Source organism: Streptomyces sp. NPDC046859 (assembly GCF_040645135.1).
In the GTDB taxonomy this organism is placed as follows: Bacteria; Actinomycetota; Actinomycetes; order Streptomycetales; family Streptomycetaceae; genus Streptomyces.
Genome location: NZ_JBEYXR010000026.1, coordinates 1 through 13,259 on the forward strand (window position 1 = coordinate 1; position 13,259 = coordinate 13,259).

12 protein-coding genes and 1 pseudogene are annotated in these 13,259 nt (G+C 73.3%); 5 read left to right on the forward strand and 8 right to left on the reverse strand.

Annotated features, from left to right (window positions below):
* The 3 genes from ABZ899_RS29395 to ABZ899_RS29405 form a co-directional block, all read left to right on the forward strand.
* On the forward strand, positions 1-384 hold a 384-nt coding region (locus ABZ899_RS29395; protein WP_361351632.1), incomplete at its 5' end, for an ATP-binding cassette domain-containing protein.
* Positions 371-1,264 (forward strand): ABC transporter permease, encoded by an 894-nt coding sequence (locus ABZ899_RS29400; RefSeq protein WP_361351635.1) that lies wholly within the window; start codon positions 371-373, stop codon positions 1,262-1,264. The genes ABZ899_RS29395 and ABZ899_RS29400, both read left to right, overlap by 14 nt.
* 6 nt (positions 1,265-1,270) lie before the next feature.
* Complete coding sequence (locus tag ABZ899_RS29405; protein WP_361351638.1) at positions 1,271-2,023, forward strand: sirohydrochlorin chelatase; 753 nt, start codon at positions 1,271-1,273, stop codon at positions 2,021-2,023.
* 7 nt (positions 2,024-2,030) lie between these two features.
* Here the strand turns inward: ABZ899_RS29405 and ABZ899_RS29410 are convergent, their stop codons facing one another.
* The 3 genes from ABZ899_RS29410 to ABZ899_RS29420 are packed head-to-tail and all read right to left on the reverse strand — an operon-like array spanning position 2,031 to position 3,965.
* Complete coding sequence (locus ABZ899_RS29410; protein WP_361351858.1) at positions 2,031-3,050, reverse strand: 2-dehydropantoate 2-reductase; 1,020 nt, start codon at positions 3,048-3,050, stop codon at positions 2,031-2,033.
* Positions 3,051-3,052: 2 nt separating this feature from the next.
* Positions 3,053-3,424: a nuclear transport factor 2 family protein gene (locus ABZ899_RS29415; RefSeq protein WP_361351641.1), complete on the reverse strand. Its 372-nt coding sequence runs from the start codon at positions 3,422-3,424 to the stop codon at positions 3,053-3,055.
* Positions 3,417-3,965, reverse strand: a complete 549-nt coding sequence (locus ABZ899_RS29420; RefSeq protein WP_361351644.1) for a DUF1697 domain-containing protein — start codon at positions 3,963-3,965, stop codon at positions 3,417-3,419. Before ABZ899_RS29420 ends, ABZ899_RS29415 begins: the two co-directional genes overlap by 8 nt.
* Positions 3,966-4,321: 356 nt before the next feature.
* Here ABZ899_RS29420 and ABZ899_RS29425 point away from each other — a divergent pair, with 356 nt between their 5' ends.
* On the forward strand, positions 4,322-6,589 hold the full coding sequence (locus tag ABZ899_RS29425; protein ID WP_361351647.1) for an MMPL family transporter: 2,268 nt from the start codon (positions 4,322-4,324) through the stop codon (positions 6,587-6,589).
* A gap of 60 nt (positions 6,590-6,649) precedes the next feature.
* Here the strand turns inward: ABZ899_RS29425 and mgt are convergent.
* The 4 genes and pseudogenes from mgt to ABZ899_RS29445 all read right to left on the reverse strand — a co-directional run bounded on the left by mgt (position 6,650) and on the right by ABZ899_RS29445 (position 11,285).
* A pseudogene (gene mgt, locus ABZ899_RS29430) lies at positions 6,650-7,946 on the reverse strand (macrolide-inactivating glycosyltransferase).
* A gap of 299 nt (positions 7,947-8,245) precedes the next feature.
* Complete coding sequence (locus ABZ899_RS29435; RefSeq protein WP_361351650.1) at positions 8,246-9,520, reverse strand: sugar ABC transporter substrate-binding protein; 1,275 nt, start codon at positions 9,518-9,520, stop codon at positions 8,246-8,248.
* A complete protein-coding gene (locus tag ABZ899_RS29440; RefSeq protein ID WP_361351653.1) occupies positions 9,520-10,353 on the reverse strand; it encodes a carbohydrate ABC transporter permease in 834 nt (277 codons plus the stop codon). The genes ABZ899_RS29435 and ABZ899_RS29440 overlap by 1 nt, the downstream gene beginning before the upstream one ends.
* A complete protein-coding gene (locus ABZ899_RS29445; protein WP_361351656.1) occupies positions 10,350-11,285 on the reverse strand; it encodes a sugar ABC transporter permease in 936 nt (311 codons plus the stop codon). Before ABZ899_RS29445 ends, ABZ899_RS29440 begins: the two co-directional genes overlap by 4 nt.
* 168 nt (positions 11,286-11,453) lie before the next feature.
* Here ABZ899_RS29445 and ABZ899_RS29450 point away from each other — a divergent pair, with 168 nt between their 5' ends.
* A complete protein-coding gene (locus ABZ899_RS29450; RefSeq protein ID WP_361351658.1) occupies positions 11,454-12,317 on the forward strand; it encodes an aminoglycoside phosphotransferase family protein in 864 nt (287 codons plus the stop codon).
* 105 nt (positions 12,318-12,422) lie between these two features.
* Here ABZ899_RS29450 and ABZ899_RS29455 read toward each other — a convergent pair whose 3' ends face one another.
* Positions 12,423-13,205, reverse strand: a complete 783-nt coding sequence (locus ABZ899_RS29455; RefSeq protein WP_361351661.1) for a 3'-5' exonuclease — start codon at positions 13,203-13,205, stop codon at positions 12,423-12,425.
* Positions 13,206-13,259 lie beyond the last annotated feature (54 nt).

Sequence of the window (13,259 nt, forward strand, 5' to 3'; positions counted from 1 at the left end):
GGCAAGCGCGTGCACGAGCTGTCCGGCGGCATGCGCCAGCGCGTCGCCCTGGCACGGGCCCTCGCCCAGGACAGCCGCCTGCTCCTGATGGACGAGCCGTTCGCCGCGCTGGACGCCATCACCCGGGACGTCCTGCACGACGAACTCACCCGCATCTGGCGGGAGACCGGCGTGTCCGTCCTGTTCGTGACGCACAACGTCCGCGAGGCGGTGAAGCTCGCCCAGCGGGTCGTGCTGCTGTCCTCGCGCCCCGGCCGTATCGCCCGGGAGTGGACGGTCGGCATCCCGCAGCCCCGCCGCATCGAGGACGCCGAGGTCGCCGAGCTGTCCCGGGAGATCACCGAAGAACTGCGTGGGGAGATCCGCCGCCATGGCCAGCACTGAGACGACCGCCGCCAAGGACGGCACCGATCTCGCCGGACTCGAGGCGGGCCTGGACGCCCTGGAGACGGTGGACAGCGGCCGTACGCCGTTCCGCAGGACGCTGACGCAGAAGGTCCTGCCGCCGGTCGTCGCCGTCCTGCTGGTGCTGGCGCTCTGGCAGTTCCTGGTGTCCTCCGGGATCGCCGACGACCCGACCAAGCTGCCGCCGCCGTCCGCCGTCTGGGACGAGCTGCGCGCGTCGTGGCTGGAGGGCACCCTCCACCAGTACATCTGGACGTCGGTCTCGCGCGGCCTGCTCGGCTTCCTGCTGGCACTCGCGATCGGCACCCCGCTCGGACTGCTGGTGGCGCGGGTGCGGTTCGTGCGCGCGGCGATCGGCCCGATCCTGTCCGGACTGCAGTCGCTGCCGTCCGTGGCCTGGGTCCCGCCGGCCGTGATCTGGCTGGGCCTGAACGACCGGATGATGTTCGCGGTCATCCTGCTGGGCGCGGTTCCGTCGATCGCCAACGGGCTGGTCTCGGGCGTCGACCAGGTGCCACCGCTGTTCCTGCGGGCCGGCCGCACCCTGGGCGCGACCGGCCTGAAGGGCACCTGGCACGTCGTGATGCCGGCCGCGCTGCCCGGCTACCTGGCCGGTCTGAAGCAGGGCTGGGCGTTCTCCTGGCGGTCCCTGATGGCCGCGGAGATCATCGCGTCCTCCCCCGACCTGGGCGTGGGCCTCGGCCAGCTCCTGGAGAACGGCCGCAACACCAGCTCCATGTCCATGGTCTTCTTCGCCATCCTGCTCATCCTGGTCGTCGGCATCGCCATCGACCTGCTGATCTTCAGCCCGCTGGAGCGCCGGGTGCTGCGCGGCCGCGGTCTGCTGGCAAGGAGCTGAACTCCCGTGACCACCCAGCCGGTCCTCCTCGTCATCGCCCACGGCAGCCGTGACCCGCGGCATGCCGCGACCGTGCACGCCCTCGTCCGGCGGGTGCGCGCGCTGCGCCCGGACCTGCGTGTGGAGACCGGCTTCCTGGACTTCAACGTGCCGTCCGTGCCGGGTGTGCTGGAGTCGCTGGCCGCCGAGGGCGTCCGGGACGTCGTGGCGCTGCCGCTGCTGCTGACGCGTGCCTTCCACGCGAAGGCCGACATCCCGGCGGTGCTGCGGGAGGCGCCGGCGAGGCTGCGGATCCGGCAGGCGGAGGTGCTCGGCCCGTCGCCGCTGCTCCTCGCGGCCCTGGAACGGCGGCTGTACGAGGCGGGTCTCACGCCCGCCGACAAGTCCTCGACCGGGGTCGTGCTGGCCTCGGCGGGGTCCACCGACCCGGAGGCGATCGCAGTGATCGCAGACATCGCGCGGGAGTGGCGGCACACCGGTTGGTGCGCCGTGCGGCCTGCGTTCGCCTCCGCCGTTTTCCCCGGAGGGGTCCCGCGCACCGAGGACGCCGTCCGTGAACTGCGGGCCCTCGGCTGTGCGCGGGTGGCCGTGGCGCCGTACGTGCTGGCGCCGGGCCGGCTGCCGGACCGGATCGCGCGGGGCGCGGCCGGCGCGGACGTCCTGGCGGACGTGCTGGGGGCGGCGCCCGAGGTGGCGCGGCTGCTGCTGCACCGGTACGACGCGGCCCGCAGGCCGGTGCTGACGGCGCTGGGCGCCTGAGGCCGGGTCAGAGGTCCGTGCGGGCCACCGCCTCGTCCGCGCGCCGCACCAGTTCCGCCACCGGCATCGAACCCGGCTCCCTGCGCTCGCGCGCGAAGGTGCCGGCGAGGTGCTGGAGGAGTTCGTTCAGCGGCGTCGGCACGCCGTGCAGACGGCCCAGGAGGACGATCTCGCCGTTGAGGTAGTCGGACTCGATCGTGCCGGTGCCCCGGGCCAGGGACTGCCAGGAGGAGCCGCCGACGCGCGGGACGCCGTCGAGGGGGACGAGGGTGACCTTGTCGCCGCGGGCGGCCCGCTGTTCCTCGGGGGTGGTGTACGCGATCCCGGCGGCCCGCAGGACGGCCGCGCCCTCCTCCTGCACGCGCCGCAGCAGGGCCCGCGCCTCCTCCCCGGCGACGGGCCCGGTCAGCGCCTCGACCGCGTTGACGAGGTTGGCCAGCAGCTTGGCGTACTGCCAGCGCGCCACGTCGGGCACGACCGGCGCCTCGAAGTGGGACTTCTCCAGGTCGGCGGCGATGAGGCGGGCGGTCTCGTCGGTGCCGTGCGGATGGCGGCCGAGGTGCAGGATGCCGGTGAGGGGGCTGCCGGCTGCGGAGACCACGCCGGGTTCGACGTAGGTGCAGGGGAGCCAGACGCAGACGCCGTACACGCGCCGGAACAGGCGCAGGGCCAGGCGCTGGCTCTCGACGCCGTTCTGCGCGCAGACGAGGGGCAGCCGCTCGGCGGCCGTACCGCCGCCGGCGACCGGTATCGGGGCCCAGGCGCGCAGCGCCGCCTCGGTGTCCTGGGTCTTCACGGCGAGGACGAGGACGTCGTCGGGGAGGAGTTCACCGAGGGCGTCCGGGCCGTCGACCACGGGTACGGGCAGGGTCAGTTCGTCCTCGGGGACCCTGAGCCGCAGACCGTGGTCGCGCAGGGCGTCGTGGTGGGCCCCGCGCGCCACGAGGACGACCTCGTGTCCCGCCTCCGCGAGCCGCCCGCCGACGACGCCTCCGACGGCTCCGGCCCCGATGATGACGTAGCGCACTCTCATGCCCCTTCCTCGCCGTACGGCGTCCCTTGGTGGAAGTACATCTGCCAGCCGGTGTCCGTCCGCCGCCACAGGGAGCTGCGGTGGGCGCGGACCCCGTCGCGCTCGGTGTCGAAGACGAGGTGGACGACGTCGGGGGCGAGCCGGACGCCGTGGATGGGCGAGCTCACGACGTACCGGTGCGGGTCGGCGTCCAGGGGCACGCGGGCCATCGTCGATGCCCGGTCCCAGCGCCGGCCGGAGGAGCCGACCTCGTGGAACTCGGGGTGCAGCAGCGTCCCGAGGAGCTCCGGGGAGCGGCGGACCTGGGGGTCCAGCAGTCGCAACTCGCCCTCGATGGCCGCCTGGACGGCGGGGTCGGGCTCAGGCACCGGTCATCTCCACGAGTTTCACGACGGTGTTCCAGTTCCGGCTGGTGGCGACCAGCCCCTTGGTGAGCCGGGGGCGCGCCAGGGCCTCGGCGAGCTTGGAGCGGCCGAGGCCGTCCGGGACGTACAGGTACAGCGCGCGGTCGCCGAGCCGGAACTCCTCCGGCAGGTACGCGGCCGGGTCGATCTCGGCGAAGCGCGCGGCGTCCACGGGCGCGGAGAAGTAGGTGACGTGGAGCTGTCTGCCCTCCAGCGTGTCCGCCGGGAACGGGCAGGCGTCGGCGACGGCCTTCAGGTAGGCGTGGTCGCGGACGATCACGTCCACCGGGAAGCCGAAGCGCTTCTCGATCGCCTGGGTGACGTCCGCGGCGAGGGAGTCCTCGTCGCCGTGGGCGGCGCCGAACACGGCCTGCCCGCTCTGGAGATGGGTGCGGACGCCGTCGAGTCCGAGGCCGGTCAGCAGGGTGCGCAGCTCGGCCATGGGGACCTTCCGGCTGCCGCCCACGTTGATTCCGCGCAGCAGCGCCGCGTACGTCGTCGTCATCCGGCCACCTTATGGCGGTGCGCGGGCGTGTGAGCGGCCGTCGTGCCCCGTGGGGGTGGGCACGAAGGCCGCAACCGTAAGTTACTTACCGGTCAGCACGAAGCACAAGCTCGGGCGTCCCCCTCGTCCCCACTCGTCCCGGAACCTCATCCCTGATCGGTGTCCCCGACCGCCCGGGATAGATGTAAGGGGCCGCCGTCCTCCCCTGAGCGGAGGGCCCGGCGTACGCGGGGATGAGTTCCGCCCGCCGCACCTCACCGGGCAGCACGACGAGACCGTCCCGCCCGGCTCATACCGTCGAGAGACGAAAGGTGACGGCAGGGGGCCGTCGCCGCGACCACAGGGGGCAGGCCCTCATGGGGAACACGAAGACGCGAGTGCGAGGGCTCGCCGCTCGCGCCGGCGGCTGGAGCGCCCGCCATCGATGGACCGCCGTCGGGATCTGGGTGCTGTTCGTCGTCCTGGCGATGGGCCTCGGTTCCGCGGCGGGCCGGGTCGACGTGACGGACAGCGACCAGCTCAAGGGGGAGACGCACACCGCCGCCCGGATCGTCGAGGACGCCGGCATCGAGGAGCCGGCCGGTGAGACCGTCCTGATCCAGGCGAAGGACGGCTCGCTGAAGGCCACCGACCCGGCGTTCCGCGGCGCGGTCGACGCGGTCGTGAAGGCGGTGGAACGCACCGGCGAGGTCCGGGACGTGACGTCCCCGTACGACACGAAGACCATCTCCGAGGACGGTCGCAGCGCCCTGGTGCAGTTCGACATGCGCGGGGACTCCGACACCGCCGGCGAGCGCGTCGAGCCCGTGCTGAAGGCCGTCGAGGAGGTCCAGAAGGACCACGACTCGCTGCGGATCGAGGAGATCGGCGGCGCCAGCATGATGAAGACGTTCGACGACGCGTTCGGGGACGACTTCCAGAAGGCCGAGTACTCCGCGGTTCCGGTGGCCCTCGGCATTCTGCTCATCGCCTTCGGCGCGCTCGTGGCGGCCCTGCTGCCGGTGCTGCTGGCCATCACCGCGATCATGGCGACGATGGGTCTCATGGGCCTCGTCAGCCACGTCATGCCGATGTCCGACACCGCCAACTCCGTGATGCTGCTGGTCGGTCTGGCCGTCGGCGTCGACTACTGCCTGTTCTACCTGCGCCGGGAGCGCGAGGAGCGGGAGGCCGGCCGGGACCCGCAGACGGCCCTGCGGGTCGCCGCCGCCACCAGCGGCCGCGCCATCATCGTCTCGGGCGTCACGGTGTGCGTGGCGATGGCGGGCATGCTGTTCACCGGGCTCGCCGAGTTCGAGGCGATGGGCCTGGCCTCGCTGATGGTCGTGGCGGTCGCCATGGTCGGCTCGGTGACCGTGCTGCCGGCGCTGCTGTCGCTGCTGGGCGAGCGCGTCGAGAAGGGCAGGATCCCGTTCCTGCACCCGCAGAGCCGGCTGCGCCGCGACCGGGGCCGGGTGAACCGGGAGAGCCGCTTCTGGTCGGCCGTGCTCAAGGCGGTGCTGGCCCGTCCGCTCGTCTCGGTCGTCGTGGCCGCCGGCGCGCTGCTCGCCGTCGCCGCGCCCGCGGTCGGCATGAAGACCCAGAACCTCACGCTGGACCAGGAGTTCGGCGACTCGCTGCCCATCGTGCAGACGTACAACCGGGTCAACGAGGCCTTCCCGGGCGGTTCCGAGCCGGCCGAGGTCGTCGTCAAGGCGGACGACATCAACGCTCCCGAGGTGAAGTCCGCCCTCGCCGCCTTCCGTGAGCGGGCGGTCAGTTCGGGCGCCTCGCGCGGCCCGGTCGACATCCGGCTCCACGACGCGCGGAACGTCGCCTTCGTGTACGTCCCGCTGGTCGGCGGCTCCGACCTGGACAAGGCGGGCGCGAGTCTGGACAAGCTGCGCGACGAGGTCCGCCCGGCCACGCTCGGCAAGGTCGACGGTCTCGAGGCGCCGATCACGGGTCAGGTGGCGGGGTCGAAGGACTTCAACGACCAGCTGGCCGGAGCGGTCGTCCCGGTCTTCGCGTTCGTCGTGGTCTTCGCCTTCGGCCTGATGCTGCTGTCCTTCCGGTCCCTGACGATCGCAGCCACCTCGATCGTGCTCAACCTGCTGTCGGTGGGCGCGGCGTACGGCATCCTCGTCGCCGTCTTCCAGCACGGCTGGGGCGCCTCGCTGGTGGGCGCGGAGGGCGTGGGCGCCATCATCACCTGGCTGCCGCTGTTCCTGTTCGTGATCCTGTTCGGCCTGTCGATGGACTACCACGTTTTCGTGGTCTCGCGGATCCGTGAGGCGCGGCTGCGCGGCCGGTCGACGAAGGACGCGATCGAGCACGGCGTGGTCACCACGGCCGGCGTCGTCACCAGCGCCGCGGTCATCATGGTCGCCGTCTTCGCGATCTTCGGCACCCTGTCGATGCAGTCCATGAAGCAGATGGGCGTGGGCCTCGCGGCGGCGGTCCTGATCGACGCCACGATCATCCGGGGCGTGCTGCTCCCGGCGGTGATGGCGCTGCTGGGCGAGCGCAACTGGTACCTGCCGAAGTGGCTGCACCGGCTGCCGGACCTGACCCACGACGAGGCGCCGGAGGCCGTGACACGGGACGCGTCGCACGACGACCGGGGCGAGCGGGTGCCCGTCTGACCCCGCCCGCCGGACACCGGGGGCCCGCCGACTCGCCAGGAGCCGGCGGGCCCCGCCGCGTCAGGCTCCGGCGCGAGCCGCGCGGGCGGCGTCCAGCTCGGCCTCGATCAGGTCGGCGGCGCGTCGGGTGCCGCCCTCCTGGGACATCTCGGCCTGGATCTCCTTCAGGCGGCGGGCGACCTCGGGGTCGCCCGTGAGCGCGAGGGCGGCCTCGCGCAGGGCCTCCGCGGTGGCCTCCTCGGTCGGGAGGTGCCGGGCGACACCGAGCGCCTGGAGCATGTCGGCGTTGCCGAACTGGTCCACGGCCTGCGGTACGGCGATCATCGGGGTGGCCGTGGCCAGGCCCTCCTGGCTGCCGCCCGCGCCGGCGTGGGTGACGAACAGGTCGGCCTGCCGCAGGATCGTCAACTGCGGCACCCAGTCGTGCACTTCGACGTTCGCGGGGATCTCCCCGAGCTCGGCGGGGTCGACGTGCCGGCCGATCTGGAGCACCAGGTGCCAGTCGGGCAGTCCGGCGAAGGCCCTCACGCACTCCCGGTAGAACGCCGGCTGCTTGGTGAACGCCGAGCCGAGGGAGACGAGCGCGACCTTCTCGGCGCCGGCCGGCCGCCGCCAGTCACCCTCGGCGGTGCGGTCGCCCTGGCAGGCGCCGACGAAGGAGTACACCCGCTCGTCGACCCGGTCGGCGTTGGGCTGGAGGGCACGCGGGATGAGGACGATCGAGCGTTCGGGGCGGCCGACGAACGGGTCGGGGTGCAGACCGACGCCGTTCTCCGTCAGCCAGTTCTCGAAGCGCTGGTAGTAGGCCTGCCCGCGCTCCGTCTTCTTCGGCTCGGCCCACATCGGCTCGGCGATCTCCTCCTCGTAGCCCTCCCAGGCGACGAGGTTCGGGGACAGCGAGACGGCGGGCACGCCCCAGCGGTGGGCGAGGACGCGGGCCGGGTACGAGGTGATGTCGTGCAGGACGAGTTCGGGCTCGTCGCCCTCGTACGCCTCGGCCAGCTGCGGGAGGGCCTGGATCGCGTCGGCCAGGAACGGTTCGACGTTGTCCAGCAGGGTGCTCCCCCACGCCTCCGGGTCGGCGTCGGGGCCGGGCAACGTGGAGTTCCAGAGCTTCGGCTCGGCACCGGTCGCGGCGACCTTCCCGGCGAAGACCGGCGGGATGGCGTAGGTGACGCGGTGCCCGCGCGCCACGAGTTCGCGGATCACCTCGAGGCTGGGGTTCACGTGGCCGTGCGCGGCGATGGAGAACATGGCGATGTGCGCGGGACTGGTCATGGACCCGACCCTAGGCGAGACGATACGTCTCGTGCAACCTCCTTTTCCCGGCGCCGTCGTCTCGTGCGGCCGCGGCGATGTCCACGGCGGCACCTCCCCCGCGAGAACGTCCCGGTCGAGCCCCGCCGCGCGGCACGCCGCGTCCACGCGCCGCCTCGGCCGGGCCCGCCGCGGCGAGGCGCGCGGCGACCCGCCGGCCCCGGCGAAGCCGGGCGCGAGGAGCGGGGTGCGGCGCCGCTCGACGCGGACGATCCCGGGTGTCCACCCGGGGTACGGGCCGCAAGCCGCGGCGCCCGACCCGTCGGGCCCGCCTCCACGCGTGGCGCGGCCAGGTCGGCACGGTCAGGCGGATCGTGCGGCGGGCCCCACCGGATGTCGTCAGCGCTGGTAGCGGGCGAGCACCAGGTTGCCGTCCCGTTCCAGGCGGGTCCGCAGCTCGGACAGACCGATGGCGCCGCTGTAGTACTCCTGGAAGGCCGGGGTGGCGACCTTGTCCTTGAACTCGGGGTACCCGCGCACGGATTGCGCGGGTGCCGGGCGGAGCCGGCCGGCGAGGGCGGTGCCGGTGGCCCAGTCGTGCTCGTCGGTGTGCAGGGCCGAGTCCTTCAGGGCCTCGGTGCCGGTGGGCAGCATCCAGTCGCCGAGCGCGAGGCGCACCATGTTCTTCGGCCGCAGCAGAAAGTCGATGAACTGGGCGGCCTCCCGCTGATGGGGGCTGTCCTGGGCGATGGACAGGGTCTGCGGGCTGACGCCCTGGGTGAGGCCGTCGGCGCCGGCCGGGGCGGGCAGCACCCGCCAGTCGAAGCCCTCCGGCGCCTGCTGCACGATCTGCTGCCGGTAGGAGAAGCCCAGCGGCACCATCGCGTACCGGCCGCCGAAGAAGCCCGGCAGGGTGTCGGAGCCGCCGCTGCCCAGGGTGGTCGGGGCGGCGCTGCGGTCGGTGGCGATCTGGTCGTGGACGGTGCGGGGCATCACCGCGTCACCCGCCTCGAAGCGCACGGTCACCTTGCCGTCCGGGCCACGGTGGAAGAGCTGCCCGCCGGCCGACAGCGACAGGTTGAGGCTGACGGAGACGGGTTCCTTCAGCGGCCAGGCGACCCCGTACCGGCCGTCGCCGCTCAGCCGGTCGGTGATCTCGCGGAACTCCCGCCAGGTCCAGGGGTGTTCGGGGGTGGGGATGCGCACGCCCGCCTCGTCGAGCCAGGTGGCGTTGGCGATGAGCACCCGCGGCTCCTGGAGGAAGGGCACGCCGTAGACGCCGTCCCCGAAGGTCGTCGTCTCCCAGCTGTGCCGCGGGATGTCCTCGGTGAGCCGTTCGGGCAGGAGGCCGGTCAGATCGGCGAGGTAGCCGCCGTAGGCGAAGTCGGCGAGATCGTCGGAGGCGTCGTGGATGATGTCCGGCGCCTCACCGCCCTCGAAGGAGGTCAGGAGCTGGTCGTGGACGCTGTCCCAACTGCCCTGGACATACTCGACCTTGACATCGGAGTGGGTGGCGTTCCACTCGGCCACCAGCTCCTTGTTGACCCGGACGGACTCCTCCTGCCAGGCCAGGGACTGGAAGCGCAGGGTGACCGGTCCGTCCGGGTCGCCGTCCCCGCCGCATCCGGCGGCCAGCAGGACCAGGACGAGCACCCACAGCAGTCGCGCGCGCATCAGCTCTTCACCGCCCCGGTGAGCATGCCGCCCGTGATCCGCCGCTGGATGAGCGCGAACACCACCAGGGACGGCAGCGTCGCGAGGAACGCGGCGGCGGCCAGCGGCCCGAGGTCCGCGACGCCCTCCGCGCCGATGAAGTGGGTGAGGACGACCGGGAGGGTCTGCTTCTCCGGCGTCTTCAGCAGCACCAGCGCGAAGAAGAACTCGTTCCACGCGGTGACGAACGCGAACAGGGCCGTCGCCACCAGGCCGGGCGCGAGCAGCGGCGCGGTCACCGAGACCAGGGTCCGCAGCCGCCCGGCCCCGTCGACCGCCGCCGCCTCCTCCAGCTCGCGCGGCACCGCGCGGACGTATCCCACGAGCATCCACAGCGCGAACGGCAGCGCCCACACCACGTACACCATGACCAGCCCCGCCATCGAGTCGATCAGCCGCAGGTTCTTCAGCACCAGGAACAGCGGGATGATCACCAGGACCAGCGGGAACGCCTGGCTGACGACCACCCAGCCGGTCGCGGCCCGCGCGAGGCGGGTCCGTCGGCGGGCCATGACGTACGCCGTCGGGGTCGCGAGGAGCACGGCGACCACGGCGGTGCCGAGCGCGGCGGCCAGGGAGTTAAGGGCCGCGTCCAGCAGGGGCTGTTCGTCGAACGCCTGCCGGAAGTTGGCGAGCGTCGGGTCCCTCGGGACCCAGGTGGGGTGCAGACTGCCCAGCTCCCGCGGGGGTTTGAAGGCGGTGGAGACCAGCCACAGGAAGGGGAACGCCAGGAAGACGAGATAGGCGAGCAGGGCGGCGTACTGGCCGGCGCGGCCGGTCCGGCTGGTCCTCATGCCGTGTCACCGCCCCGGAGCCGGCCGGCGAGGAAGACCGCGAGCAGGACCGAGACCGCCGCGACCATCACGCATCCCATCGCCGCCGCGTAGCCGAACTGCCCGTAGCGGAAGGCCTCTTCGTAGGCGAACAGCATCGGCAGCCGGGTGCGGCCGCCCGGCCCTCCGCTGGTCAGGACGTAGACCAGCGCGAAGGAGTTGAAGTTCCAGATCAGGTTGAGCGCGGTGACGGACAGGGCCACCGGTCTCAGCGCGGGCCAGGTGACCGTGCGGAAGCGGCGCCAGGCGCCGGCGCCGTCCACGGCGGCCGCCTCGTGCAGTTCGCGCGGGGTGTTCTGCAGGCCGGCGAGCAGGGCGACCGTGGTGGTGGGCATCCCGGCCCAGACGCCGACCACGACCACCGCGGGCAGGGCCGTGCCGAGCCCGCTCAGCCAGTCCCGGCCGTCGCCGAGGCCGAGGTCGCGCAGGGTCTCGTTGAGGATGCCGGCGTCGGGGGCGTAGACCAGCCGCCACATGACGCCGACGACGACCTCGGGCATGGCCCACGGGACGATCGCGAGGGCGCGGGCCAGCCAGCGCAGCCGTAGGTCCTGGTTCAGCAGCAGGGCGAGGCCCAGGGCCAGCAGGAACTGCGGCACGGTGACGGCGACCGCCCAGACCAGGCCGATGCGGAACGACTCCCAGAACAGCGTGTCGTGCAGCAGGTCCCGGAAGTTGAGCGCGCCGATCCACCGGGTGGCCTCGGTGCGTCCGGACTGGGCGTCGGTGAAGGAGAGCAGGATGCCGTACAGCAGCGGGCCGACGCTGAGGATCAGGATGGGGATGAGCGCGGGCAGCACCAGGAACCAGGCGCCGCGGTCCGTGACCCGCCGGTCCCCGCCGAGGCGGGGCACGCGGGCGGCCGGCCTCTCGGCCTCGGTCACCGAGGTCACGGCATCAGCCCCTTCGCACGGCTCGGACGGCCCCGTCATGGTCGTGAAGGCGCCGTACCCCGTCAAGACCGCCCGCACGCGGCCGACCTGTGGAAATGCGAGACTGGGCGCAAATGGCGGGAATGCGCCTGCCGTTCACGAAGGCGTACGACCCCACGGAGGCGGGCGATGGACGAGGCACGGGCGCGCGAGGTACTGGCGGCGGCGGGGGTCCTGCCCGTCCCGGCCGGGGACGCGCGGCTGCTGTCCCTCGGGGAGAACGCGGTGTTCGCCGCGGACGACCTGGTCGTCAAGGTGGGCCGGGACGCCGAGCTGCTGGAGCGGGCGCGACGCGAACTGCGGATCGCGGTGTGGCTGGCGGAGGCCGGGGTCCCCGCCGTCCGGGCCGCCGCCTCCGAGGCGCTGCTGGTGGAGGGGCACCCGGTGACGGTGTGGCACCGGCTGGCCGACGCGGTACGGCCCGCCGAGCCCCGGGACCTGGCCGCGCTGCTGCGGGTGGTGCACGCCCTGCCCGCGCCGCCGTTCGCCCTGCCGCCGCGTGAGCTGCTGGGCGGTGTGGAGCGCTGGCTGCGGCTGGCGGGCGACGCGATCGACCCGGCGGACGCCGCGTATCTGCGCGAGCGGCGGGACGGCTTCGCCGACGCCGCGGCGCGTCTGACGCCCCGTCTGGTGCCGGGACCGATCCACGGGGACGCGCTGCCGCGCAATGTGCACGTGGGCCCGGACGGGCCGGTCCTGGTCGACCTGGAGACCTTCTCCGCCGATCTGCGCGAGCACGACCTGGTGGTCATGGCACTCTCCCGCGACCGGTACGGGCTGCCCGCGGCGGCCTACACGGCGTTCGTGGAGACGTACGGCTGGGACGTGCGCGAGTGGGACGGGTGCGCGGTGCTGCGTGGGGCGCGGGAGACGGCGAGCTGCGCGTGGGTGGCGCAGCACGCGCCGGGCAACCCGAAGGCGCTGGAGGAGTTCCGGCGGCGGGTGGCGTCCCTGCGGGACGGGGACGAGACGGTGCGCTGGTACCCGTTCTGAGGGTCGCCGGACCCGCCGGCGTCAGGGACCCCGGGGCGCCCCGCTCCCCTCTTCCGCGTGGCCCGGCACGGCGAGCCGGTGCCGGGCTGATCCGAACGAAAGGCCCTAAGCCCGGTCCGCCGGGATCTGGACTTCGCCGGGGATCGAGCGGCCGACCACGGCCGGTCCCGTCACCGGGGTCTCCGGCTCCCGGACCGGCCAGGTGCCGTCGACGACCGCCGTCGGGTCGCCCTTGCCGCGCAGGAAGGTCTGGAAGTCGGCCGCCCACTCGGCGTACCACTCGATCTGGCGGCGGTGCAGCTCCGCCGGGCCGAGGGAGGCGATCTTGGGGTGGCGGGCGGCTATCGCGCCGGCCAGGCGGGCGGCGGCGAGCGCGTCGGCGAAGGCGTCGTGGGCGGAGGCGAGCTTCACGCCGTACTCCCCGCAGACCGCTTCGAGGTTGCGCTTGCCGCGTCGGTAGCGGTCGACCCGGCGGTCGATGGTGTACGGGTCGACGACCGGCGCCGGGTCGAGGCCGCCGAGGCGCTCACGCAGGGACGGCAGGCCGTGCCTGCGCAGCTCGGCGGAGAGCAGGCTCAGGTCGAACGCCGCGTTGTAGGCGACGACCGGGACGCCCGCCTTCCAGTACGACACCAGTGCGCCGGCGATGGCGTCGGCGACCTGGTCGGCGGGGCGGCCCTCGGCGGCCGCGCGCTCGTCGCTGATGCCGTGGACGGCGACCGCCTCCGCAGGGATCGGGACGCCCGGGTCGGCCAGCCACTGCCGGTGCCCCAGGAGCTCGCCGTCCTTCACCTCGATGACGGCGGCCGTGACGATGCGCGCCTCGCGCGGATCGGTCCCGGTCGTCTCCAGGTCGAAGCCGATCAGCAGCTCACGGTGCCAGCCCATGGCGGTCCCCCTTCTTGTGGTGCGTCCCCCAGTGGTCTCCACCTTCCCATGGGC